The organism is Photobacterium sp. (assembly GCF_057456235.1).
This window is the reverse complement of sequence record NZ_JBVCPH010000006.1, coordinates 37,432-61,578: the sequence shown is the minus strand read 5'-3', so window position 1 is coordinate 61,578 and position 24,147 is coordinate 37,432. Positions and strand designations below refer to the sequence as shown.

Genomic DNA, 24,147 nt, shown 5'->3' with positions numbered 1-24,147 from the left:
CCTGAGCAAATTGGAACGGCTATGTCAGACAGTGCATTAGAACTGATTTTAAATAAAACCAAAGATGAAGAACATCAGGCATCGCTTGCGTTGAATCAGGCCCGGTTAGAACAGGGAAATTATCTTCAGCAGCTGCAGCAAATAGAACAGTACCGGCTGGATTACTGTAAACAGTTTTCAGTGCGTGGTCAGCAAGGATTAACGGCCAGTTCGTATAGTCACTTACAAAAATTCCTGACTCAGCTTGATGAGACGCTTGCTAAGCAAAAAGAAGCCGGCTATCAGTTTGACTTTCAGGTGGAACAGTGCAGCGAACATTGGCACGAGGTAAGAAAAAAGCGTCGTTCGATCGAATGGCTGTTAGACAAAAAAAAGACGGAACGGCAGCAAAAGCTCGATCGGCAAGAACAACAGATGATGGATGAATTTTCGACCCTGCAGTTTGCTCGCAGGCGTTAGGGGCGAGAGGTTTGAAACGCGCTATTCGCTTTCTGAAATGTATAATCTGGTGCGTTTTTTGCATGAAATTCTTACCGGTATTCTCAATGTAAAGAGTCGCAATGAATTCGTCTAGTCTATTGTCAGCAGATTTTTCAGCATCATTACCTCGCTCGGGGAGCGGTAAAATCGCCGTTGAGGGAAAAGCGACGGCTGAAAGCGTAAAGGGCGATCTGCAACCATCTGCGGCTAGCAATGGAGCAGACCGTTTTGCCAGCGAGCTGAACGACGTAATCAGCGATAAGCAAGACATGCCAGCGAGTGCGGCCAAAAAGGTCAGTTCAGATAACATTGACCCAGAAAATCAGGTGCTTGGTTTTGTTTCCGCACAAACCCTGAGTACCGAAATTGATTCAGATGTAGTGAGCGATGATGTTCAGCTTGCTGAGATAGAACAGATCGTCGACGTGAGCAAATTGAGCGCATCTGCTACCGAGAGCGAACAAATCTCGGGCAAGCAAGCCGACTCACAAGAAACAGCGCTTGATCCGGAAGATAAGCATCAGATAATGGCGGACGCTGAAGAATTACTTAACCGCTTGTCGGCAGCCAATCAGCAACTGTCGGAGTCCCATTCGGCTGCTGGCAAAACGTTGCCGCCAGATGCAGCAACCAGTGATACGGCTAAGCCCTTGATGAGCCAAATGATGGGCTCGGTAACGGGTGACACAACAACTGATGCGTCGAGCGACACTGGCAGTGTGGCGGCAACAGCTACGATGGCGGCTGGTACGCAGGATCCTGCAGGGCTGCCTCTCTCTGAAGCGGACGTTCAGAGCAAATCGGATCTCAGTCCTGAGCAACTGGCGAATGTTTTTGCCGCGTCATCTGCACAGGTAGCTGGGTCGGATAGCCAAGCGAGTGAACTTTTACCGAACCGTGAAGACATCGCTTCTCAGGTGATAGATCCTCAAGTGATGGCCGGGATGGCGGTGACAACCGATGGTGAGCAAGCGGTCGCAGGCAAAGTCAGGTTGTCTGCGCAACTGTTACCGGCAGATATGCCGTCGCAGGTAGAAGCTGACAATATCGGAGGCCTAAGTAAGCTGTCACTGACGACATCTGGCGGGGCGTTGGCAACGACGTTAGCGGCTGCACCCGCAACCGTCGTCAATGGTACCGTTATGGCAGCCCCGGTAGACGGCGCGACGGTGATACCCTGGGCAACCACTCAGGCATCGTCGGTGCTGGCGGGCGCAATGGTGACGACCACCGCTGGAGTGGCAGATCCGACAACAGGTGATACGGCTTTGGTGGATTCGGCGGTTAACAGTGCTGCTCTGGCCGCGACGGTCGAAGGGAGCGCTAACCTCAATGCCGAGACGAAACCGGCTGATATTGCACATCAGATCAGCTCATTGTCCGGGCAACAAAGTATTAACGGGCAGGCAAAAAGTGAAGCCTTAGCGCAGGCACAAACTCCGTTGCAGTTGTCTAAAGAACAAGCCGGCGATCAAGTGGCTGAGCGAGTTAACATGATGATGTCGAAAAACCTCAAACATGTTGATATCCGTTTAGATCCACCCGAGTTAGGTAAGTTGCAGATTAAACTCTCGCTCAACCAGGATCAGGCCTCGGTCCAGTTTACGGTCGGTAATCAGCAAACCCGAGATCTGATTGAACAGGCAATGCCAAGATTACGTGAGATGCTTCATCAGCAAGGATTACAGTTAGCACAAAGCACGGTACAACAAGATGGATCGCGTCAACAACTAGGCCAATCTGGTCAGCAAGGTGGTACCCAGCAACAATCTGGCGGCAGCGACCATACAGGCGGCGAATCGGAAATGGGGCATTCAGGCTCAGAAGCGGTAGAAATGTTTGTCAAGCAGGCTGATGATCGGGTGGATTATTATGCTTAAGAAATAGCGAGACTTAGACTAGTCCCCTATGCGGATGCTGAGAGGCGTCGAATAAAAAGCTGACATTTAAGCTTCTGATTTTAAATAAAATTATAAATAATAAAGGGTAAGAGAAAGAATGGCCGAAGGCGCTGGAAATACGGGAAGCAAAAAAAAGCTTATTATTATCATTGCACTCGTCGTTGTGCTACTGGGTGGCGGCGTCGGTGCATGGTTACTGCTGGGGGATGAGTCCCCTGAGCCGGAAAAGAGCGCTGCCGCCACACAGCAAGCGACTCAGGTTGAGCCGGCTTATTACGTTATCCTTCCGCAACCGTTTATTTTTAATGTCACGGGCGATAAACGCGATCGCCTGGTACAAGTCAAAGTACAGTTAATGGTACGTGGTGATAGTAATGAAGCTGTGGCCATGCAACATACCCCGTTGATTGAAAGTACGTTATTACAAGCATTTGGTGCGGCAACGGTAGAACAGCTACGTACCCCAAGTGGTCGTATTGACTTGCGTACGCAGGCACTGTCTGCGATACAATCTGCGATGATGAAAGTCTCCGGTAACCAAGTCGTCGAGCGTGTGCTCTTCACTGGTTTCGTAATGCAATAGGTTTAATGTGAGTGACTTACTAACTCAAGACGAAATCGATGCCCTGTTACATGGTGTTGATGACGTAGAAGATGAAGAGGGCGAGGTTGCCGGTGACAACCGTGTAGCCGATTACGACTTTTCATCTCAGGACAGAATTGTTCGTGGCCGAATGCCAACGTTGGAACTGATCAACGAGCGTTTTGCCCGCCATATGCGTATCAGCTTGTTTAACATGCTGCGTAAAACGGCAGAAGTATCAATTAACGGCGTGCAGATGATCAAATTTGGTGAGTACCAGAATACACTGTACGTTCCGACCAGTTTGAACATGGTGCGCTTCAGGCCGCTTAAAGGTACGGCATTAATTACTATGGAAGCCCGTCTGGTCTTTATCCTGGTGGAAAATTTCTTTGGTGGTGATGGCCGGTTCCATGCCAAGATCGAAGGGCGAGAGTTTACCCCGACAGAGCGTCGCATAGTCCAGATGCTGCTGAAACTGGTGTTTGAAGACTACCGTGAGTCCTGGTCGCCGGTGATGGGCGTTGAGTTTGAATATCTTGACTCAGAAGTCAACCCGACCATGGCCAACATTGTTAGCCCAACAGAAGTGATTGTCGTCAGTTCGTTCCATATTGAAGTGGATGGCGGTGGGGGAGATTTCCACGTTGTGATGCCGTACTCCATGGTTGAACCGATCCGGGAACTGCTCGATGCCGGTGTGCAGAGCGACAAGATGGATACCGATGTACGCTGGAGCAAAGCCCTGCGTGATGAAATCATGGATGTGCCAGTGAATATTCGCGCCAACCTGTTGGATCTTGATTTATCATTGCGTGATTTGATGGAGCTGCAGGCGGGCGATATTATTCCGATTGATTTGCCGGAATCGGCGATTGTTTTTGTCGAAGATCTGCCAACCTACCGTGCTAAAATGGGGAAATCTGGCGATAACATCGCCTTGAAGGTAACCGAGAAACTCAAGCGTCCGGATATGATGAAAACCGATTTGGCTTTTCTTGACCGTGATGAGTTAGGTTCTGCATTGACAGAAATTAATAGAGATAAATCAGACAATTAAATGACGGGTGTAAGTTATGTCTCAAAATGACCAACAAATTGCTGATGATTGGGCTGCTGCACTTGCAGAGCAGGTGGTTGAAGAAGCCGCACAGCCGGCTCCTCTTGAAGAGCTCACCGATGAAAGCACGCCAATTTCGGATGATGAACGGCGTAAGCTCGATTCGATTATGGACATTCCGGTAACCATTTCGATGGAAGTGGGCCGCACTCAAATCAGTATTCGTAACTTGCTGCAATTGAATCAGGGCTCTGTGGTGGAGCTAGACCGTATTGCCGGTGAATCACTGGATGTCATGGTTAACGGTACGCTGGTTGCTCACGGCGAAGTGGTTGTGGTTAATGACAAGTTTGGTATTCGTCTGACAGACGTGATCAGTCAGACCGAGCGCATTAAGAAACTTCGTTAAGGTTAACCATGAAATATCCGCTATCTTTATTCGCTGGTGTAGGATCTGCCTTTATAAGCCTACCGGTACTGGCTGCACCGGCACCCGAGATCAATGTCGCGACGACGTTAGCCTCGTTGATGCTAGTTGTGTTGCTTATCTTGTTTTTAGCCTGGTTAGTAAGACGAATGAAATTACCCGGTATTCAAGGGTCGGACAGTTCGTTAAAGGTGCTGAAGCAGTTGCCTATCGGTCAGCGGGAACGCATTGTGTTATTGCAGATCGGCAACGAGCAAGTGCTTGTCGGGGTAACGCAACACAATATCTCGCTGCTAACCAAATTAGAAGAGCCGTTGCCCATGGGGGAGCAGCAAAGTGGGGATTTTTCTAACCACCTAAGCAAGTTGTTGAAAATAAATGATAAGAAATAATATTATTGCCGCCACTTTGGCGGCTTTTGCCTTTTTCTTTGCCTTTTCGGTCATGGCGGAAACCACGGCCAATGCGTTACCAGCATTGTCGGCTGGTGCTGAGAGTGTTACGGCCAGCGCGATGAAAAATGAACAAGGTGCATCTCGTTTATTGACCCAAGGCAGTGGCGGCGGTATTCCGGCTTTTTCTGTTACCGTCAATCCTGACGGCACTGAAGATTACTCGGTAACCCTGCAGATCCTGGCATTGATGACAGCCTTAGGCTTCTTGCCGGCAATTGTTATCTTAATGACATCATTTACCCGTATTGTGGTGGTGATGTCGATTTTAAGGCAGGCGATGGGCCTGCAGCAGACACCGTCGAATCAGGTGATTATCGGTATTGCGATGTTCCTGACTTTCTTTATCATGTCGCCGGTACTCGATAAGATCAATACCGATGCTATCCAACCGTATATCAACGAAGAAGTCACCGCGCTGCAAGCTTTCGACGCAGCCCAGCAGCCACTGAGGCAGTTCATGCTGAAACAGACCCGGGTCAAAGATCTGGAAAGCTTTGTTAATATGTCGGGTTCAACGGCAACCGATCCGCAAGACGTTGCGATGACGGTACTGATCCCGGCATTTATTACCTCTGAACTGAAAACGGCATTTCAGATCGGCTTTATGTTGTTCTTACCTTTCTTAATCATTGATTTGGTCGTTGCATCGGTACTGATGGCGATGGGGATGATGATGTTGTCGCCGATGATTGTATCGTTGCCGTTTAAGTTGATGCTATTTGTGCTGGTTGACGGCTGGAATCTGATTTTGTCTACCTTGGCGGGGAGTTTTGGTATCTGATACCAATTCAAAAGGAAATGTTATGACACCTGAAGCGTTTGTCGAAATATTCCAGGAAGCCCTGTACATGGTGTTGCTGATGGTCTGCGCAATTGTGGTTCCGGGCTTGCTGATTGGCTTAGTGGTCGCGGTTTTTCAGGCCGCGACATCCATTAATGAGCAAACGTTGAGCTTCTTGCCTCGCCTGATCGTTACCTTACTGGCCTTGATGTTTTTCGGCCATATGATGACGCAGATGCTGATGGATTACTTTTTCCGGATCGTCGAACAAATTCCTCAGCTGTTATATTAGTCCGGCGGAAAAAGGTAGTCAGTATATGAAAGCTGGATTTTATATCAAAGGGTTGCATATCAGAGTGTCATGTACGAAAAAAACATGCCGCATAGAGACAGGCGAGTAACCTGATGGCCTATCCATCCGAACTGCTGCTTGACTGGATCGCCAATTACTTTTGGCCCCTAACCCGCATCTCGGCCATGATGATGGCGATGACCTTTTTTGGTGCCCGGTTTGTATCTCCTAAAATTCGCTTATATCTGGCCGTAACGATCACGTTTGCGGTGATGCCCGTTTTGCCCAAGGTGCCCGAAGATCTTGCCTTATTGTCTTTACAAGGTTTTCTAACGACCACCCAGCAAGTGATTATCGGCGTCGCGATGGGAATGGTGACGCAGTTTGTTACCCAGACTTTTGTCTTGGTGGGGCAGATCCTTGGTATGCAATCGAGTCTCGGTTTCGCCTCTATGGTCGATCCGGCGAATGGGCAGAATACCCCGGTACTCGGCCAGCTCTATCTGTTTTTGGCGATCATGTTGTTTCTGTCGACCGATGGTCATCTGGCCATGCTCAATCTAGTGGTACTCAGTTTTAAAACCTTACCGATTGGCAAGGCAATGTTACAGCCGGTGGATTATTATCAGTTGACCGAGTGGTTTGGCCATATGTTCAAAGCAGCATTAAATATGGCGTTGGCTGGCGTTATTGCCTTGTTGACGGTGAACTTATCATTTGGTGTTATGACCCGGGCTGCCCCTCAGCTGAATATTTTTTCGCTTGGTTTTTCATTGGCCCTGTTGCTTGGTTTGTTGATCAGCTGGTTTTTGGTGATGGGGATGCTGCCGCAGTATGAATACAACTGGCAGTTTGGTTTTGAACAAATATGCAGTCTGGTTCGAGTCGATTGTTAAATATGGGCTCAACGCGCGGATTAAACGCTTTCCTAGAACCTTATAACGAGAAGATATCTAAATGTCAGATTCAGACGGTCAGGAACGCACCGAATCCGCCACCCCGCGAAGGCTGGAGCAGGCGCGGGAGAAAGGTCAGGTTCCGCGCTCAAGAGAATTGGCTTCAGTTGCCGTGTTGGTAGCAGGTGCCGTTTCGCTGATGTGGTTTGGTGAAGGACTGGGAACGTCGCTTGCTCTGGTTATGTCGAAAATGTTTTCGTTAAGCCGAGATGACATTTTTGACCTGAATAAGCTGTTCTCGATCATTAGCCTGTCGGTCTGGCGTATCGCATTACCGCTGAGTTTAGTGTTGCTGTTTCTTTTTTTTGCGGCGTTAATTGGTGCTGCGGGTTTAGGCGGGGTGAGTTTTTCGGCTGAGGCGGCAAGACCGAAGTTGTCAAAGATGAGCCCGCTAAGTGGCCTGAAGCGGATGGTTGGCAGTCAAAGCTGGATTGAGCTGATAAAATCAATACTCAAAATCGGATTAGTTGCCGGTATGGCATTTTACTTGATGTACGCCAGTCTTGACGATTTTTTCCAGCTCAGCGTTGAAACGTATCCGACTAATATTTTCCATGCGTTAGATATTTTGCTGAACTTTGTCATTTTGATCTGTTGTTCGCTGCTGGTGGTTGTGGCGATTGATGTGCCGTATCAGATCTGGCAGCACAGCGAACAGCTGAAAATGACCAAACAGGAAGTTAAGGACGAATATAAAGACTCTGAAGGTAAACCGGAAGTGAAAGGGCGTATTCGTATGCTGCAGCGGGAAATGGCACAGCGTCGGATGATGGCAGATGTGCCTACCGCCGATGTGGTGATCACCAACCCGGAACACTTCTCGGTTGCTTTGCGTTATGATCCAGATCTTGATAAGGCGCCGATTGTTATTGCGAAAGGCATCGATCATCTGGCACTTAAAATTCGTGAAGTGGCCAATAAGCACAGTATTGATATCGTGCCGGCACCACCGTTGGCACGAGCGATTTATCACTCGACAGAATTGGAACAGCAGATCCCTGACGGGTTATTTACCGCCGTGGCGCAAATATTAGCGTATGTGTTCCAATTGAAGCAGTACCGAAAAGGACGAGGCAAAAGACCAATGCTGGCAAAAGAAGCAATGGATATTCCTGCCGAGTTACGTCACTGATGCTGAACATGTCTCATATGCGCCTGTGTTACCGCGCTCTGTTTAAGGTTATAACCATTTTAAAGCCTGCCAAATGTCACAAAACGCATCCGGTTTCTCGTAGCTTATCCAGACTTCTGTTAGTCTCTCTCGAGGTCAAAAAAATGGCAGTAATTTAGGGCATGATTTTTGCTTTCAATATGGTTCCTAATCAGGCTCAAACATTTTAAAGAGCCTTTCAATAGCAGTTTCAGTAGCGCGCCGAATAATTATATTTCATGAAGTTCTTGATACCTTTTACGGATAAATTACAGTTATCCCGGTTACAGTCTATACCTGCTGTTGGTGCACCAATCATGGTGCTTACAACCTTAGCAATGGTTATATTGCCAATACCTCCCCTGATATTGGATATGGCCTTTACTTTTAATATTGCTTTGTCTTTAGTGGTACTGCTGGTCACCATTTATACACGTCGCCCCCTGGACTTTGCCGCATTTCCCACCGTGCTGTTAATTGCGACGTTGCTTCGCCTGGCACTGAACGTGGCGTCGACGCGCGTGGTGTTACTGTATGGCCATGAAGGCTCTGATGCTGCAGGCCAGGTGATTGATGCCTTTGGTTCCGTGGTCATTGGGGGTAACTATGCTGTAGGCCTGGTGGTATTCCTTATCTTGATGATCATTAACTTCATGGTTGTCACCAAAGGTGCAGGACGTATTTCTGAAGTGAGTGCCCGCTTTACTCTCGATGCCTTGCCGGGTAAACAAATGGCAATCGATGCTGATTTGAATGCCGGACTGATTGATCAGGAGCAAGCGCGTACCCGCCGTTTTGAAGTAACCAAAGAAGCCGACTTTTACGGCTCGATGGATGGTGCGTCTAAATTCGTAAAAGGTGATGCCATTGCCGGTATTTTGATCTTGGTGATCAATATCGTGGGGGGGCTGATTATCGGTATGGGCCAACACGGCCTGTCATTTGGCGATGCCATTGAAATTTATAGCTTGCTGACTATCGGTGATGGTCTGGTCGCTCAAATCCCTTCACTATTACTGTCGATTGGTGCGGCCATGATGGTGACCCGTCAAAATACTGACGAGGACATGGGCCAGCAACTGAACTTCCAGTTATTCAATAACCCGCAAGCATTGATTATTACCGGTGGTATTTTATTTGTCATGGGCATTGTGCCAGGCATGCCCCATATTCCCTTTCTGCTGTTTGCAATGATGATTGGTGGTTTTGCCTATTGGCGCGCGAAAAAAGAAAAAGAGGCGGCATTGGTTGAACAAGAGGCACCATCGACCGAACTGGCATTGCAACCATCACAAAAAGAACTTTCATGGGACGATGTTCAACCGGTTGATATTATCGGCCTTGAAGTCGGCTACCGTCTGATCCCGATGGTTGATAAAGAGCAGGGCGGTGAGTTGCTTGACCGTGTCAAAGGGGTCCGCAAAAAGCTATCCCAGGATTTTGGCTTTCTCATTCCGCCTGTCCATATCCGCGATAATCTGGAATTGCCGCCGAATAGCTACCGTATCAGCTTGATGGGGGTCGCGTGTGGTGAAGCGGATATTCATCCCAATATGGAGCTGGCAATTAATCCGGGCCAGGTATTCGGTACCATTGACGGGGAAAACACGACCGATCCGGCCTTTGGACTGGAAGCCGTGTGGATCATGGAAGCCCAGCGGGAGCATGCTCAGGCGCTGGGTTATACCGTGGTGGATTCGGCAACGGTGCTGGCCACCCATTTAAGCCAGATCTTAACCAACAGTGCGTCTCAGTTGCTCGGCCATGAAGAAGTACAAAACCTGCTTGAGATGCTGGGGCAATCAACGCCTAAGCTCATCGATGGTTTTGTACCGGACCAGCTATCTCTGGGTGTTGTGGTGAAAGTGATGCAGAATCTGCTTAATGAAGCCATACCGGTGCGTGATATTCGAACTATTGTTCAGACTTTGTCTGAATATTCATCGAAGAGTCAAGATCCTGACATACTGACAGCGGCAGCCAGAATCGGCTTAAAGCGCCTAATCGTACAAGAAATCAATGGAATAGAGCCTGAATTACCGGTAATTACATTGGTTCCAGAATTGGAACAACTTTTGCATAAAACCATGCAGTCTGCCGGTGGTGAATCATCAGGCATTGAACCCGGTTTGGCAGAGCGATTACAGCGTTCACTCACCGAGGCGACTCAACAGCAAGAGCTGAAAGGGGAGCCTGCAGTACTGCTCACTTCTGGGGTCTTACGCTCCACCTTAGCGAAGTTTGTTAAAAACACCATTCCAAGCTTACGCGTACTGTCCTATCAGGAAGTTCCTGATGAAAAACAAATACGTATTGTGAATGCGGTGGGTAACTAAGCCCGTAGCAACGAAACAGATTGTGGCTGAGTCAGTAGACAACTGAACAAGTCGGTAATTGAGTAAAACGTACAAGCATGGTGAAGCGCCATCTGACGGGAAGACAAAATTGAAAATTAAACGATTTTTTGCCAAGGATATGCGGACTGCACTGAGCGAAGTGAAAGAAGAGCTCGGTGCTGATGCCGTGATCATGTCGAATAAGAAAGTCACAGGGGGGGTTGAAATTGTTGCCGCCGTTGATACAGACGTCGCCAATGAGCCGCCGAAAGCCCTTCAGGCGACTCGCGATGCACTGGCCAGCCGCCTCGGACAAGCTAAGCGTAAGCTGGCCGATGATCAGGTGCAGTTAAAACAGCCGTCGGCGGTTAGCCGCTTTGCCAATGTGCTGCAAAACTATACCGGCGATAAACCGCAAGCGGGCGAGTCATATCATGAGGCCCAAGACCCGAGTGAAATTGATTCATTATCAGCGTTGTTAAAGCGCCAGTCGAAGCAGCATGGTGCGCAGCCAGAACGTAATAGCCTTAATCGTAGCGGCAGCAGTCAGAATCGCAATAACATGAGTCCGAACCGTCACGGTTACAGCCAGAACGAACCTCGACAAGCTCAAAAAACAAACTTGAATGCTGATGGTTTCAGGCAAGGATCCGCTCGACGCGGTGCTGATGAGCGCCAGTCTCGATCTGCAGGTCTGGGACAGCGCCAGACAAACTCTGCCATGGACCGCGGTGATTTTCATCGTTCTTCTGCTTCGCGCCATAACCCGCAATCTGAGTTGGGCCGTGGTGCCGAGCGGACGAGTCAGTCACGCCTTGATCCTACCCGTTATGACTCAAAATCCGGCCGTCAGAATGATGAGTTTGATGTGATGCGCAATGAAATGGCATCCATTCGCCGGTTGCTGGAACATCAGCTGTCTGGTTTGATGTGGCAGGAAGTTGAGCGCCGTGAACCAATGCGCGCCATGATGATCAAACGTTTAGAAAAAATGGGATTATCACCGGAACTCTCAGATCAGCTGGCGTGTTATATTCCGGAAGATGTCCCGGCCCATGAAGCCTGGCCGGCAGTATTAGATTTATTGTCAGATCAGATTATCACCACCAGCGACTGCATTTTAGAAACCGGTGGCGTCGTGGCGCTTCTGGGTCCCACAGGGGTCGGTAAAACCACCACCATTGCAAAACTGGCAGCACGAGCGGCAATGGACTTCGGACCTGATGAGATTGCACTGGTTACAACTGATACTTACCGTATTGGTGCTCATGAACAATTAGCCACTTATGGCCGAATTATGGGATGTCCGGTACGAGTTGCTAAAGATGCCGAAGAACTTGCCGATATACTTCATCAGTTGCGACATCGCCGTTTAGTACTACTCGATACTGCTGGTATGGGGCAGCGGGATATTCGTTTATCTGAGCAACTTGATACATTGATGCAAAACAGTGGTGCCCATATCCGTAGTTTCCTGGTCTTGCCATCAACGGCACAACGTCGGGTGTTGCAGGAGACGATTGAACATTTCCGTCGGATACCGCTTTCAGGGTGTGTGCTGACAAAACTTGATGAGTCGTTAAGTTTAGGCGAAGTGATGTGCGTAACAATACAAAATGCCTTGCCTATTGCTTACTTAGCAGACGGTCAACGTGTGCCGGAAGACATTAAAGTTGCCACCGGTAACTATCTTGTTTCACGCGCGAATGAATTATTAGAACAAGAAATTAGTCAGCAATCTCATTTCTGGAGTAGTGATAACTCAGACGATCAGGCGGCGGATTTTTATGATTGAGAACATAATGCACGATCAAGCGAGCGGCCTGCGCCGTATGACAAAGTTATCATCCACCAAGGTTATTACAGTAACAGGTGGTAAAGGCGGGGTTGGTAAAACCAATGTTACGCTAAGCATGGCGATATCTATGGCCCGTCAGGGTAAGAAAGTCATGGTGCTCGATGCTGATTTAGGTCTGGCCAATGTCGATATTATGTTAGGGTTACGGTCCGGACGCAATTTGTCGCACGTATTGGCGGGGGTATGTGAGCTTCAGGATATTATTGTTGAAGGTCCTTATGGCGTAAAAATCGTGCCAGCATCATCCGGCACGCAAAATATGGCAGAATTAACCCCAGCACAGCATGCCGGCTTAATCCGCGCGTTTGGCAACTTGCAGGATGATATTGATGTGCTGCTCGTTGATACGGCCGCTGGTATCTCCGATATGGTTCTGAGTTTTTCCCGCGCCGCACAGGATGTGGTGGTAGTGGTGTGCGATGAACCGACCTCAATTACAGATGCTTATGCACTAATCAAATTATTGAGCCGTGAATATGATGTTCAACGGTTTAAAATTGTCGCCAATATGGTACGCAGTTATCGTGAAGGTCGTGATTTATTCACCAAGTTAACCCGGGTAACAGAGCGCTTTTTAGATGCAAACTTGGAATTGGTGGCCTGTGTACCACTGGATGATTGCGTCCGCCAGGCTGTGAAGCGGCAGAAAATCGTCGTTGAAGCATACCCTCGTTGTCCGGCATCATTAGCATTAACGTCTCTGTCCAACAAAGCGCTGACCTGGCCCATTCCCAGCCATGCTGGTGGTCATCTGGAGTTTTTTGTTGAGAGGTTAATCGTAAAAAAAGCGCCTGTTGAGGTGTTGGTCGGTGAATAAAGCACTCACTTACGGACGCTACAAAGAAAGTCCGCAAGCGTTTATCGAGCGTTATTCCTCGTTGGTTAAACGCATTGCCCATCATCTTATGGGTCGTCTTCCTCCAAGCGTGCTCGTAGAAGATTTGATTCAGTCCGGCATGATCGGTTTGCTGGAAGCACAAAAAAACTACGATCCGACCAAAGGGGCGAGCTTTGAAACCTTTGCCGGTATTCGTATTCGGGGAGCGATGCTCGATGATCTTCGTCGTGGCGACTGGGTTCCTCGTTCTGTTTATAAAAATAGCCGACGTATCAGCGAGTCCATTTCCCGGTTAGAAAATGAACTGGGGCGTGACCCGAATGATCAGGAAATCGCTGAATATCTCGAAATGACACTCGATCAGTACCATCAGGCGTTAAATGATGTTAATTGTGGGCGTCTGGTTGGGATGGATGATCTCGGCGTGTCAGAAGATGCAGTGGCAAGTGAAGAGTCACTGGAAGAAAATCTTCCCTTTCAGGGCGTTGTAGATGATAATTTCCGTCAATCATTGACCGAAGCCATTAAGGAATTACCTGAAAGAGAGGCTTTGGTTCTGTCTCTTTATTATGATGAAGAACTCAATCTTAAAGAGATCGGGGCCATTATCGGGGTAAGTGAATCCCGAGTTTGCCAGATTCAGAGTCAGGCTATGCAACGTTTACGATCCAAGCTGAAAGCTTGGGCTGTTTAATACTGTTTAGTATTACTAAATTAAACCTAGATAAAAACACTGTGACCTCAGTGGAGGCAACTTTGAACAAAAACATGAAAATCCTCATTGTTGACGACTTTTCAACAATGCGCCGTATCGTTAAAAACTTACTACGTGACTTGGGCTTTAATAACACCCTTGAGGCGGACGACGGATTGACTGCACTACCAATGCTGAAGAAAGGTGATTTTGACTTTGTCGTTACCGATTGGAATATGCCGGGTATGCAAGGCATTGATTTGCTGAAGCACATTCGTGCCGATGAGGAATTAAGACGCCTGCCGGTACTGATGATCACGGCCGAGGCAAAGCGCGAGCAGATTATTGAAGCCGCACAAGCCGGTGTAAATGGGTACATTGTTAAGCCATTTACCGCCGCAACACTAAAAGAAAAATTAGAGAAGATCTTTGAGCGGTTGCAGTAATCATCATTAGCCGGATGCTAAAAGGATAATAATAATAATGATTTCACTCGATCAGGCAAAACAGCTCGTCAGTTTGCTGGAGCAAGGCAAACAGGCCGATGCCAACTTGCTTGTGCAGACTTTGGTTTCCGATAGTCATGATCCTATGTTTGCGGAAGTGGGCAAAATAACCCGACAGTTACATGACTCGCTGGCCAATTTTCGCCTGGATCCACGCATTAATGACTTAGCGAAGACCGAAATACCTGATGCTCGTGGCCGTTTGTCCTATGTGATAGACAAAACCGAAGCGGCAGCAAATAAAACAATGGATGCGGTTGAAATCACATTACCTATTGCTGACAAACTGCATCAGAACTTGCTGCAAGTTCAGCCACAGTGGAAACAATTGATGAACGGGCAGATTGAACTCAGTGAGTTCAAAACGCTCTGTCACGGCATTGATGATCTGTTGGTACAGGTTGAAGGTGATAGCAGTGAGCTTCGAAACCATTTAACGGAAATCCTGATGGCTCAAGATTTCCAGGATCTTACCGGTCAGATTATTCGCCGGGTGATTGAATTGGTGCATGAAGTTGAAGATCGATTAGTTGATATCCTGAAAGCTTTTGGCATGGAACAAGATGACAGAACCGAATCCCTCAAGGAAGTGAACGCGCTTGCTGCTGAAGGACCAATCGTCAATGCCGAAGAACGCTCTGATGTGGTGGCTTCTCAAGATGATGTTGATGATTTGCTATCCAGTCTTGGATTTTAAGGGAAATTTATGAGCTTTGATTTAGACGAAGACATCCTGCAGGACTTTCTGGTTGAAGCAGGAGAAATTCTTGAGCTGCTATCTGAGCAGTTGGTAGAGCTTGAACGCTGCCCTGATGATTCAGAGTTGTTGAATGCCATTTTCCGTGGTTTTCACACTGTTAAAGGTGGCGCAGGCTTTCTCTCTTTAGCTGAACTCGTTGATGCGTGCCATGGTGCGGAAAACGTGTTCGATCTGCTTCGTACTGGCAAGCGCCAGGTTACGTCTGAATTGATGGATGTGATTTTAGAAGCGTTAGATACGATCAATGTGATGTTTGCTCAGGTTCAGGAACATGAACCCCTGGCTCCGGCAGATCAAAGCTTGCTTGATGCATTGCATCGTTTCAGCCATCCGCCGACAGAAGCTGAGTTAGCCGGGTCCGCGGTGGCAGAATCCATCGCAGCAGAACCGGCCTCAGATCCTGCACCGGTAGCCGAAGTGCCCGCTGCTGCATCTGCAATGGCGGGCAGTTCCGTTAATGACATGACTCAGGATGAATTTGAACGCCTGCTTGATGAGCTTCACGGGCAAGGCTCAGGTCCGTCAGTGGAGCAATCGCAAGCCATGAATTCACCATCTTCGGCAAATCAGAATGTGGTTTCTCAACTCCAGGCTGAAACTGGCGACATTACGGATGATGAATTTGAACGTCTGTTGGATGAACTGCATGGCAGTGGCAACGGACCTGCGAATAGTCCGAGTGCTTCAGTTGCCCCTGTCGCCTCAGTGCCAGAGGCGGAGACGGCGTCATCAGTTCCTGCTTACAGTGGTTCGAGCGCCGTTGGCGATGACTTGATGTCAGACGATGAATTTGAACGTCTGTTGGATGAACTGCATGGTAGTGGCAAAGGTCCTACCGCAGAAGAATTAGAGATGGCGACGAAATCCGTTGCTGATCTGATCGCTGAAACAAGTCCGGCGCCAGCACCGGTTACGCCCGTTACTCCTGCGCCGACAAATCAGCCAGTTGCCGTACGTAAAACACAGCCAGTGGCTGCGAAAGATAAAGTGAAACCACAAGTTGATACAACCGTGCGAGTTGATACCTCAACCCTCGATACCATTATGAATATGGTGGGTGAACTGGTACTGGTACGAAACCGCCTGGTTAGTCTTGGCTTGAATACCAACGACGAAGAAATGTCAAAAGCTGTATCCAATCTGGATGTGGTGACCGCCGATTTGCAGGGTGCGGTGATGAAAACCCGTATGCAGCCCATCAAGAAAGCTTTCGGTCGTTTCCCTCGCGTGGTTCGCGATCTCGCGCGTACATTGAAGAAAGATATCGTGCTGGAAATGCGCGGAGAAGAAACCGATCTTGATAAGAATCTGGTTGAGGCACTAGCCGATCCATTGGTTCACCTGGTGCGCAACTCTGTCGATCACGGTATTGAAATGCCGGATGTCCGTGAGAAAGCCGGTAAGCCGCGCGAGGGTACCGTACTGCTCTCTGCTTCCCAAGAAGGGGATCATATCTTACTCACGATCGAAGATGATGGTGGTGGTATGGATGCGGACAGACTGCGAGCGATTGCCGTTGAGCGTGGTGTGATGGATGCAGATGCAGCTTCTCGTATTTCTGATCACGAAGCGTATAACCTGATCTTCGCACCGGGCTTCTCGACCAAGAAAGAGATTTCAGATATTTCTGGCCGTGGTGTTGGGATGGACGTCGTCAAAACGGCAATTAACCAGTTAAACGGTTCTATCTATATTGATTCAGCGCTTGGTAAAGGTACCCGGATTGATATTAAAGTGCCACTAACACTTGCCATTCTGCCAACTCTGATGGTAGGCGTGGCAGATCAGCCATTTGCTTTGCCTCTGGCCAGTGTTAACGAAATTTTCCATCTGGATCTGCGTAAGACAAATACCGTAGACGGTCAGTTAACGATCATTGTTCGTGATAAGGCAATCCCGTTGTTCTACCTGCAAGACTGGTTGGTGGGAGCTCGCGTATCAAAAAATGAGCGCGCTCATGGACATGTGGTGATTGTCCAGATTGGTCACCAGCGAATTGGGTTTGTCGTTGATGCCTTAATCGGCCAAGAGGAAGTCGTGATCAAACCGCTGGATGCTCTGCTTCAGGGCACGCCGGGTATGGCTGGTGCAACCATCACCAGTGATGGTCACATTGCACTGATCCTTGATGTTCCGAATCTGCTGAAGCATTACGTTGGTCACTAGTTAGTGACTGATTAATTGTATGAGTCAGTCAGGATCTCCGGCCCCTGACTGATCATTAAGATCCGGTAATTTATAACGACGAGATAAATACTAAATGGCAGTAAAAGTATTGGTGGTAGATGATTCGAGTTTTTTTCGTCGCCGAGTAAGTGAAATCATTAATGCGGATCCTCGTCTTGAAGTGATTGGTAATGCCGTTAACGGTAAAGAAGCTGTTGAGTTAACTCAGAAGTTGCAGCCTGATGTGATTACCATGGACATTGAAATGCCTGTAATGGATGGCATTACGGCGGTCCGTGAAATCATGAAAATTGCGCCAACGCCGATTTTGATGTTCTCATCACTGACTCACGAAGGCGCAAAATCAACGTTAGATGCACTGGATGCAGGTGCATTGGATTTTCTGCCGAAAAAATTTGAAGACATCGCGCGCAATCGCGACGAAGCGATCGGTTTATTACAAAAGCGCGTGGCCGAATTAGCCCGTAAGCGTTTATTTATGCGTCGTGCTGTTCGTACGGCAGCGCCTGCGACCAATACCGCTCGTGAGCTGACGAAGCCTCTTTCGACTGGACGTGCGGCAGTTGCTCAGACGTCATTGAAACCCGCGGCGGCAACGCGTCCGCTAGCGCGTCCGGCAACGGCTAAGCCGCTGGCTCGTTTTAAAGCCTCGGGGAAAAAATACCAGTTAATGGCTATCGGGACGTCGACCGGAGGACCTGTTGCACTGCAGAAAGTATTGACCCGGCTTCCCGCCAATTTCCCGTATCCAATTGTATTGATCCAACATATGCCAGCGACGTTTACCGCGGCATTCGCTGCGCGATTGAATAACCTTTGTAAGATCGGAGTCAAAGAAGCAGAGGATGGCGATGCCTTACAAGCCGGAGTTGCCTATCTGGCACCAGGCGGTAAGCAAATGATGGTGGAAGGACGTCCGGGAGCAGCACGTATTCGCATTCTTGATGGTGGTGAGCGCATGAATTATAAACCATGTGTTGATGTCACCTTTGGTTCTGCTGCCAAAGTCTACCACGACAAAGTCTTGTCTATGGTATTGACGGGCATGGGGGCTGATGGCCGGGAAGGTGCTCGGATGCTGAAAACAAATGGCTCGACCATTTGGGCTCAAGATGAAGAGAGTTGTGTGGTCTATGGAATGCCGCAAGCAGTTGCTAAAGCGGGGATTTCTAGCGAAGATTTGCCGCTGGAACGTATTGCAGAGCGTATTCTGGTTGAGGTTGGACTGGGATAAGGAGCGGGCATTGATAGTCTGGAGTATTGCTAACCAAAAAGGCGGCGTTGGTAAAACGACAACGACGGTGGCCTTAGCTGGCTTGTTAAGCGAGCGAAATAAGCGGGTATTGTTAGTTGATACTGATCCCCATGCTTCGCTGACCACATATTTGAATTTTGATGCTGATCATGTACCAGCCAGTTTATTTGACCTGTTCCAGCTACCTGCAATATCTCGTTCCGCCGTACAGCCATTAATATTGAGCACAGCGTTTAAAGGGATCGATATTATTCCTGCCCATATGTCGCTGGCAACACTCGACAGGGTAATGGGAAATCGGGGTGGTATGGGGTTGGTGCTGAAAAGGGCAATGCAGACTCTGGTTGATGACTATGACTATGTGTTGATCGATTGCCCGCCGATTCTGGGGGTCATGATGGTGAATGCCTTGGCCGCGAGTGATCGGATTCTGATCCCGGTACAAACTGAATTTCTGGCCATGAAAGGGCTGGAACGGATGATGCGCACATTGCAGATCATGCAGAAATCCAAACCTGCAGGCTTTAAGGTCTGTATTGTGCCAACGATGTACGACAAGCGAACCCGGGCATCATTGCAGACATTGCAGGAGCTTAAAGTCAGGTTTCCCGACCAGGTGTGGGCCTCGGCTGTGCCTATTGATACCAAGTTCCGTGATGCCAGCATCAAACATATGCCGCCATCCTTGTTTGCTCGTAATTGCCGCGGTGTTTTTGCTTATAAAACCTTATTAAATTATCTTGAGCGATTAGAACAAGATGAACGATAAAAATCGGTTATCCAGCGAACAAGCGCTGGACGATTATTTTTTTGATTTGCTGGCTGAACCGTCATTGTTTGACGAGGGAGCAGCGGCAGAACAAAAGACAGCTGTCATTGAAGAAAGTGCAGGTGTACTTTCTTCTGCCCCTGCTATCGAGCAAGATTGCGATCATTGCGGCAATCTCAGCGAAGATTCGGCGCTCGCCAAAGGCCATCACCCTGCGGAACAGCAGGATAGCCAAGATCTGCAGAGTGCTGAGGCTGATAATGGCTGTGGGCCAACCGCGACGCCGTTTGATTTTGACCAGTTATCTGGCGAGATAGCAAACTTATCTGATGGATTAGAAGCGCGATCAGGTTCGGCGGATGCGTTATCAGAGGCTGGCGTTGGTTTTGGTGCAATCGTTTCTGAAGGGGCTGGGCCGACAAGAGGAAGCCAGGCATCGGGATGGGTGCTCCAGGCAGAGCCAGTTGCCAAGTTGCAACCGAAGTCGAGCGATCGTTCACCGGCAACCGCAGTATTCGATAATGAACGTTCGGAATTACAAGGCGTTCAACGGCTGCTGAGTCAGATGAGCCGGATGCAACAAGAGATCCAGCTGGAAAGTGATGGGCTGATTGCCACACAGACGGAAGCGGAGTTTCTGGCTGTTGCTGAGACCGACAGTGTGGCGCTTCAGCCTGCAATAACAGAACCGGACATTGAGCCTGTTGTACCGGAAGAGTCACAGATTGATTTTGAACCTGGCGTGTCAACGTTACGTCAGGTAAAAGAAGGTGGAGATGAGCCGCCTGAGCAATGGCGTAAGCTTGGCTCTGAGCAGGCATTTCAAGCATTGTTTTTCGAGGTTAATGGCGTCACGTTTGCCGTGGCGTTGAATGAGCTGGGCGGTATTCACCAAATGGGTGAATTGAATCATTTGCTTGGCCGTCCCGCTTGGTATTTAGGGCTGCTGACCAATCGAGAAAAACAGTTCGATGTGGTGGATACGGCTTGCTGGGTGATGCCAGAAAAACTAGGTACGGATGAATACCAGGAAAATTATCGTTATATCGTGATGTTAGGTGAGAGTAAGTGGGGGCTGGCTTGTGATAAGCTCCACGGCACTGAAACCCTGACAGAGCAAAGTGTCCGCTGGCGGGAAAAGGCAGGAAAGCGCCCTTGGCTTGCTGGAATGGTTAAAGAAAAAATGTGTGCTCTAATTCATGTTAATGCTCTTATCTCAATGCTGAATGAGGGTTTAGATGTTAAGGGTATTATGTGACGATGGGTCAAAGAGGAAAAAACATGTCGCAGGTTAGTGTCGCCGAGATTCAGAAAGAAGATGAAGTACTACAGTGGGTTACCTTCCAGTTGGAAGATGAAACCTATGGTATTAACGTAATGCAGGTTCGTGAAGTATTACGTTATTCAGAAATTGCACCTGTACCAGGCGCGCCGGATTACGTCGTGGGTATTATCAACCTTCGTGGCAATGTGGTCACGGTTATCGATACCCGTTCGCGTTTTGGTTTGATGCAAGGTGAAATTACTGACAATACACGTATTGTGATCATCGAAGCAGAAAAGCAAGTGATTGGTATTCTTGTTGATAGTGTTGCTGAAGTCGTTTATTTGCGAGGTTCTGAAATCGATAGTACGCCGAGTGTGGGTACCGAAGAAAGTGCTAAGTTCATTCAAGGTGTCAGCAACCGAGATGGTGAGCTATTGATCCTGGTTGATTTGAACAAGCTATTGTCAGATGAAGAATGGGATGACATGGCGTACCTATAATGCTTAACCTGGTCATACAGTGGTCGCCTGTTGTGATTGCGGTGCTAGTCATCGTGGCCGCTTTTGCTTTGGTTCGACGGGAGCAAAAAGCTCGACGGGTACTCGAGACTAAATTCGAGGCGATTGAGCTGGTATCGAAAAATTCCCGTCAGCAACACGAAAGTTTGTTAAAGCAGTTTAATGAGTTACGTGCAGGCACAATGGCGATGAGTCAGAAAATGGCTGATATGGCCCTTCATCTTGAAGATGTCGCTGATCGTCAAGGTGAAATGGCAATGCAGGATCCGGATGGAAAACTCTATAGCCGCGCCAGTAAGATGGTTGAATTAGGTGCTGACGTTAACGAGTTAATGGAAGAATGCGACTTGCCGCAAGCCGAAGCAGAACTATTGTTAAGGCTTCAGCAACAAATGACGACGCAAAGGCGCCGTTAGTTTTTGCCAATCTGCCGAGATTAGACTTTCTGGTTGATACATTTAAGCCCCTCCCATCCCGGAGGGGTTTTGCCGTTTAGGTACCAGGAAAATGCAATCAATTCGGCAATGACCTGATATAAGGTTTCAGGGATCTCATCCCCGAGTTCAAACTGACTTAAGTACTGGGCGAGCACCTCGTCTTTATGAACCAGCCCGCCTTGCTGTTTTACTTGCGCAATAATGTGTTCAGCCTGGTGTTCAAACCCTTTGGCACTGACATGCGGAGCTTGCTGTCCATCGTAGGTTAGGGCTATCGCCTTTTTACTGCTTTTCATATACGCGTTGAACTCTATTAGACCTTTATCAATAAGCCTTCGGTTGAAGAAGGCACGCTGGCGGATTTTCCCGCTCGAAAGTGAACCGTGTTGGTTGTGATTTCCATCGCCCCTAATCGCTCTAGCAGAAGGGGAGAAAGGTGTTCTACTCGACCTATCATTGCGGCATTTTCACTTTCAAAGGCCAGACTCAGCTGATCGTCGCACCATATTGCCGTTGCTTTGAATGCGTCAGACGGGCCGACAGGCAACGTTAATTCTACCGTCCATTTTCTGGGCTGGCCTTTCTTCTTGCTATTCGATCTTGCCTGTTGCTGGCGAATTTTAAGCTGAATCTCTCGCCCGCTTGGTTGCGGGAAGTGGAGCTGAATCGCGGTATCATCTAACTGTTGGGGCAATTCAGCGACTCGTTGCTCTGCAGCGAGTCGCAATAGTGCTTTGACATCATTTTGATGGTTTTCAGGAAGTGCGTGAAGCCATTGGCTTAATGTACTTTGCGGGTTGGCAAGTTGCGAGATCATTTCACCCAGCACTTTATTTCCAGCGCCGTGTTTAAGCCAGGTAACCAGCAGTCCCTGATGTTGCGGGAGTAATAATTGCGGCAAAAACGCGGTGATGGGGGAGGGTGAGCGTCCCGGTAATGACGCAGCCAGTGACAATATTGTAAATAAGCGTTGCAGCGCATCAAGCCGGAATAACAGCTGGGTTAACTGTGTGGTCTGGTTGTTCGTTCCCGATAAGGCTTTAACTGATTGAAAATTACCCGAAACGCCAGCTTTTAACGGCATTTTCTCTGTCTTTTGTTGCCCTTCTGCTCGGGTATTTTTCAGAGGGGCGTTTACTGCGGGGTTATAGATACGCATTTACTTCACATTTACTTATTTTCGTCACCAATCTATACAACCCGGAGTCTAACCAAATTGCAAGTGATTGTGGTAATATGAGTTCTCAATTGTGTCACTTAGGATGCATCATTACATATGCTGTCAGTGGATAAATTAAGCTGTGTTCGTGATGAGCGGGTATTGTTCGACAATTTGAATTTTACCGTATCGAGCGGAGAACTGGTTCAGATTGAAGGCCATAATGGTGCCGGTAAAACGACTTTGCTGAGAATTATTGCCGGTTTGGGCCGTGCGGATAGTGGTCAGGTCTGTTGGAATAACGAGAATATCGAATCGGCGCGAGAAGATTACCACCAGGATTTATTATTTCTTGGTCACCAGACCGGAGTCAAACGCGAGCTGACGGCTTATGAGAACCTGGCTTTTTTTCAGGCGATGCACACTGATAAGACCGATCAGGGTCTGACTGGCCAGCCGCAAGTTTCAGGTGATAACTGCTTATGGCAAGCGCTGGCCCAGGTCGGCTTGGCCGGACGGGAAGATGTGACGGCGGGGCAGTTATCTGCTGGCCAGCAACGACGAGTCGCCTTGGCGCGATTGTGGGTCAGCAATCATAAGTTCTGGATCCTTGACGAGCCCCTGACGGCTATTGATAAGCAAGGGGTGAAAGTACTTGAAAGCCTATTTTTATCACACGTGGCGAGAGGCGGAATAGTGATTCTAACCACCCATCAGGATATGTTTGCAGACAGTAACCATTTACGCAAAATTAGGTTGGGGCTGTACTAAGGATGTTGAATGCCATTTCACAAGTCATTCGCCGCGAATTACTGATCGCTTTTCGCCGTCAGGCCGATGTATTTAACCCGCTGTGGTTTTTTATTATAGTGATCACCCTGTTTCCGTTAGGGATTGGTCCCGAACCAGGCTTACTGGCGCGTATTGCGCCGGGGATTGTTTGGGTTGCTGCATTATTAGCGGCACTCTTATCGCTGGAACGCCTGTTCCGGGACGATTATGTCGACGGCTCTTTAGAGCAGATGCTATTGATGCCAACGCCACTTTCGATTCTGGCGCTGGCCAAAATGATTGCCCACTGGTTGCTGACCGGCGTCCCGCTGTTGGTGATTAGTCCGTTACTGGCGATTTTATTATCGTTAGACTGGGCAACATGGAAAGCCGTGGTATTGACGTTGCTTATCGGTACTCCGACGTTAAGTTTTCTGGGGGCGATAGGAGTTGCGTTAACCGTTGGATTACGAAAAGGCGGGGTTTTATTGAGCTTGCTCATATTGCCGTTGTATATTCCCGTGCTTATATTCGCCACATCAGCGATTGATGCCGCCAGTCTGGGTATGCCGTATAACGGACAGCTGGCCTTGATGGGGGCTATGTTGGTAGGTTCTGCGACATTAGCCCCGTTTGCCGTAGCGGCGTCGTTGCGCATAAGCGTTAATTGATAACCTATTATTATTAAATACTTTCAAACTGAGTAG

Annotated in this window: 26 protein-coding genes; 24 read left to right on the top strand and 2 right to left on the bottom strand. The window is 48.5% G+C overall.

Annotation, left to right across the window (positions count from 1 at the left end; translation table 11 throughout):
• Positions 1-21 precede the first annotated feature (21 nt).
• From fliJ to AC2204_RS08400, 22 genes are all read left to right on the top strand, one after another.
• A complete protein-coding gene (gene fliJ, locus AC2204_RS08505) occupies positions 22-459 on the top strand; it encodes a flagellar export protein FliJ (RefSeq protein WP_318925091.1) in 438 nt (145 codons plus the stop codon).
• 101 nt (positions 460-560) lie between these two features.
• On the top strand, positions 561-2,360 hold the full coding sequence (locus AC2204_RS08500) for a flagellar hook-length control protein FliK (protein WP_318925090.1): 1,800 nt from the start codon (positions 561-563) through the stop codon (positions 2,358-2,360).
• A 118-nt stretch (positions 2,361-2,478) separates the two neighbouring features.
• Entirely contained in the window at positions 2,479-2,964 is a 486-nt protein-coding gene (gene fliL, locus AC2204_RS08495; RefSeq protein WP_318925089.1) for a flagellar basal body-associated protein FliL, read from the top strand.
• Positions 2,965-2,971: 7 nt separating this feature from the next.
• A complete protein-coding gene (gene fliM / locus AC2204_RS08490) occupies positions 2,972-4,024 on the top strand; it encodes a flagellar motor switch protein FliM (RefSeq protein WP_318925088.1) in 1,053 nt (350 codons plus the stop codon).
• A gap of 16 nt (positions 4,025-4,040) precedes the next feature.
• On the top strand, positions 4,041-4,433 hold the full coding sequence (gene fliN, locus AC2204_RS08485; protein WP_318925087.1) for a flagellar motor switch protein FliN: 393 nt from the start codon (positions 4,041-4,043) through the stop codon (positions 4,431-4,433).
• An 8-nt stretch (positions 4,434-4,441) separates the two neighbouring features.
• Positions 4,442-4,843, top strand: a complete 402-nt coding sequence (gene fliO / locus AC2204_RS08480; protein WP_318925086.1) for a flagellar biosynthetic protein FliO — start codon at positions 4,442-4,444, stop codon at positions 4,841-4,843.
• A complete protein-coding gene (fliP, locus tag AC2204_RS08475) occupies positions 4,830-5,687 on the top strand; it encodes a flagellar type III secretion system pore protein FliP (protein WP_318925085.1) in 858 nt (285 codons plus the stop codon). Before fliO ends, fliP begins: the two co-directional genes overlap by 14 nt.
• 22 nt (positions 5,688-5,709) lie before the next feature.
• A complete protein-coding gene (fliQ, locus tag AC2204_RS08470) occupies positions 5,710-5,979 on the top strand; it encodes a flagellar biosynthesis protein FliQ (protein ID WP_107281740.1) in 270 nt (89 codons plus the stop codon).
• A 113-nt stretch (positions 5,980-6,092) separates the two neighbouring features.
• Positions 6,093-6,875 (top strand): flagellar biosynthetic protein FliR, encoded by a 783-nt coding sequence (gene fliR, locus AC2204_RS08465; protein ID WP_318925084.1) that lies wholly within the window; start codon positions 6,093-6,095, stop codon positions 6,873-6,875.
• Positions 6,876-6,936: 61 nt separating this feature from the next.
• Positions 6,937-8,067 carry a flagellar biosynthesis protein FlhB gene (gene flhB / locus AC2204_RS08460; RefSeq protein ID WP_318925083.1) on the top strand — a complete coding sequence of 377 codons (1,131 nt, stop codon included), beginning with the start codon at positions 6,937-6,939 and terminating at the stop codon, positions 8,065-8,067.
• A 257-nt stretch (positions 8,068-8,324) separates the two neighbouring features.
• Entirely contained in the window at positions 8,325-10,421 is a 2,097-nt protein-coding gene (gene flhA / locus AC2204_RS08455) for a flagellar biosynthesis protein FlhA (protein ID WP_318925082.1), read from the top strand.
• 109 nt (positions 10,422-10,530) lie between these two features.
• Positions 10,531-12,216, top strand: a complete 1,686-nt coding sequence (gene flhF, locus AC2204_RS08450; protein ID WP_318925081.1) for a flagellar biosynthesis GTPase FlhF — start codon at positions 10,531-10,533, stop codon at positions 12,214-12,216.
• Positions 12,209-13,096, top strand: a complete 888-nt coding sequence (locus AC2204_RS08445) for a MinD/ParA family protein (RefSeq protein ID WP_318925080.1) — start codon at positions 12,209-12,211, stop codon at positions 13,094-13,096. Before flhF ends, AC2204_RS08445 begins: the two co-directional genes overlap by 8 nt.
• Positions 13,089-13,811, top strand: a complete 723-nt coding sequence (locus tag AC2204_RS08440; protein WP_318925079.1) for an RNA polymerase sigma factor FliA — start codon at positions 13,089-13,091, stop codon at positions 13,809-13,811. Before AC2204_RS08445 ends, AC2204_RS08440 begins: the two co-directional genes overlap by 8 nt.
• Positions 13,812-13,885: 74 nt before the next feature.
• Positions 13,886-14,257 (top strand): chemotaxis response regulator CheY, encoded by a 372-nt coding sequence (cheY, locus tag AC2204_RS08435; protein WP_318925250.1) that lies wholly within the window; start codon positions 13,886-13,888, stop codon positions 14,255-14,257.
• Positions 14,258-14,294: 37 nt separating this feature from the next.
• Complete coding sequence (locus AC2204_RS08430) at positions 14,295-15,014, top strand: protein phosphatase CheZ (protein ID WP_318925078.1); 720 nt, start codon at positions 14,295-14,297, stop codon at positions 15,012-15,014.
• Positions 15,015-15,023: 9 nt separating this feature from the next.
• Complete coding sequence (locus AC2204_RS08425; RefSeq protein ID WP_318925077.1) at positions 15,024-17,243, top strand: chemotaxis protein CheA; 2,220 nt, start codon at positions 15,024-15,026, stop codon at positions 17,241-17,243.
• 94 nt (positions 17,244-17,337) lie between these two features.
• Positions 17,338-18,498 carry a protein-glutamate methylesterase/protein-glutamine glutaminase gene (locus AC2204_RS08420; RefSeq protein WP_318925076.1) on the top strand — a complete coding sequence of 387 codons (1,161 nt, stop codon included), beginning with the start codon at positions 17,338-17,340 and terminating at the stop codon, positions 18,496-18,498.
• 10 nt (positions 18,499-18,508) lie between these two features.
• Complete coding sequence (locus AC2204_RS08415) at positions 18,509-19,288, top strand: ParA family protein (RefSeq protein WP_318925075.1); 780 nt, start codon at positions 18,509-18,511, stop codon at positions 19,286-19,288.
• Complete coding sequence (locus tag AC2204_RS08410; protein WP_318925074.1) at positions 19,278-20,546, top strand: chemotaxis protein CheW; 1,269 nt, start codon at positions 19,278-19,280, stop codon at positions 20,544-20,546. Before AC2204_RS08415 ends, AC2204_RS08410 begins: the two co-directional genes overlap by 11 nt.
• Before the next feature lie 23 nt (positions 20,547-20,569).
• Positions 20,570-21,055, top strand: coding sequence for a chemotaxis protein CheW (locus tag AC2204_RS08405; RefSeq protein WP_107281728.1), 486 nt, complete (start codon positions 20,570-20,572; stop codon positions 21,053-21,055).
• Positions 21,055-21,489: a DUF2802 domain-containing protein gene (locus AC2204_RS08400; RefSeq protein WP_318925073.1), complete on the top strand. Its 435-nt coding sequence runs from the start codon at positions 21,055-21,057 to the stop codon at positions 21,487-21,489. The genes AC2204_RS08405 and AC2204_RS08400 overlap by 1 nt, the downstream gene beginning before the upstream one ends.
• Positions 21,490-21,509: 20 nt before the next feature.
• Here AC2204_RS08400 and AC2204_RS08395 read toward each other — a convergent pair whose 3' ends face one another.
• Positions 21,510-21,806: an EscU/YscU/HrcU family type III secretion system export apparatus switch protein gene (locus AC2204_RS08395; protein ID WP_318925072.1), complete on the bottom strand. Its 297-nt coding sequence runs from the start codon at positions 21,804-21,806 to the stop codon at positions 21,510-21,512.
• Positions 21,807-21,823: 17 nt separating this feature from the next.
• Entirely contained in the window at positions 21,824-22,669 is an 846-nt protein-coding gene (locus tag AC2204_RS08390; RefSeq protein ID WP_318925071.1) for a hypothetical protein, read from the bottom strand.
• A 117-nt stretch (positions 22,670-22,786) separates the two neighbouring features.
• Here AC2204_RS08390 and ccmA point away from each other — a divergent pair, with 117 nt between their 5' ends.
• On the top strand, positions 22,787-23,440 hold the full coding sequence (gene ccmA, locus AC2204_RS08385) for a cytochrome c biogenesis heme-transporting ATPase CcmA (RefSeq protein ID WP_318925070.1): 654 nt from the start codon (positions 22,787-22,789) through the stop codon (positions 23,438-23,440).
• A gap of 2 nt (positions 23,441-23,442) precedes the next feature.
• Positions 23,443-24,111 carry a heme exporter protein CcmB gene (gene ccmB / locus AC2204_RS08380; protein WP_318925069.1) on the top strand — a complete coding sequence of 223 codons (669 nt, stop codon included), beginning with the start codon at positions 23,443-23,445 and terminating at the stop codon, positions 24,109-24,111.
• The last annotated feature ends 36 nt before the right edge of the window (positions 24,112-24,147 follow it).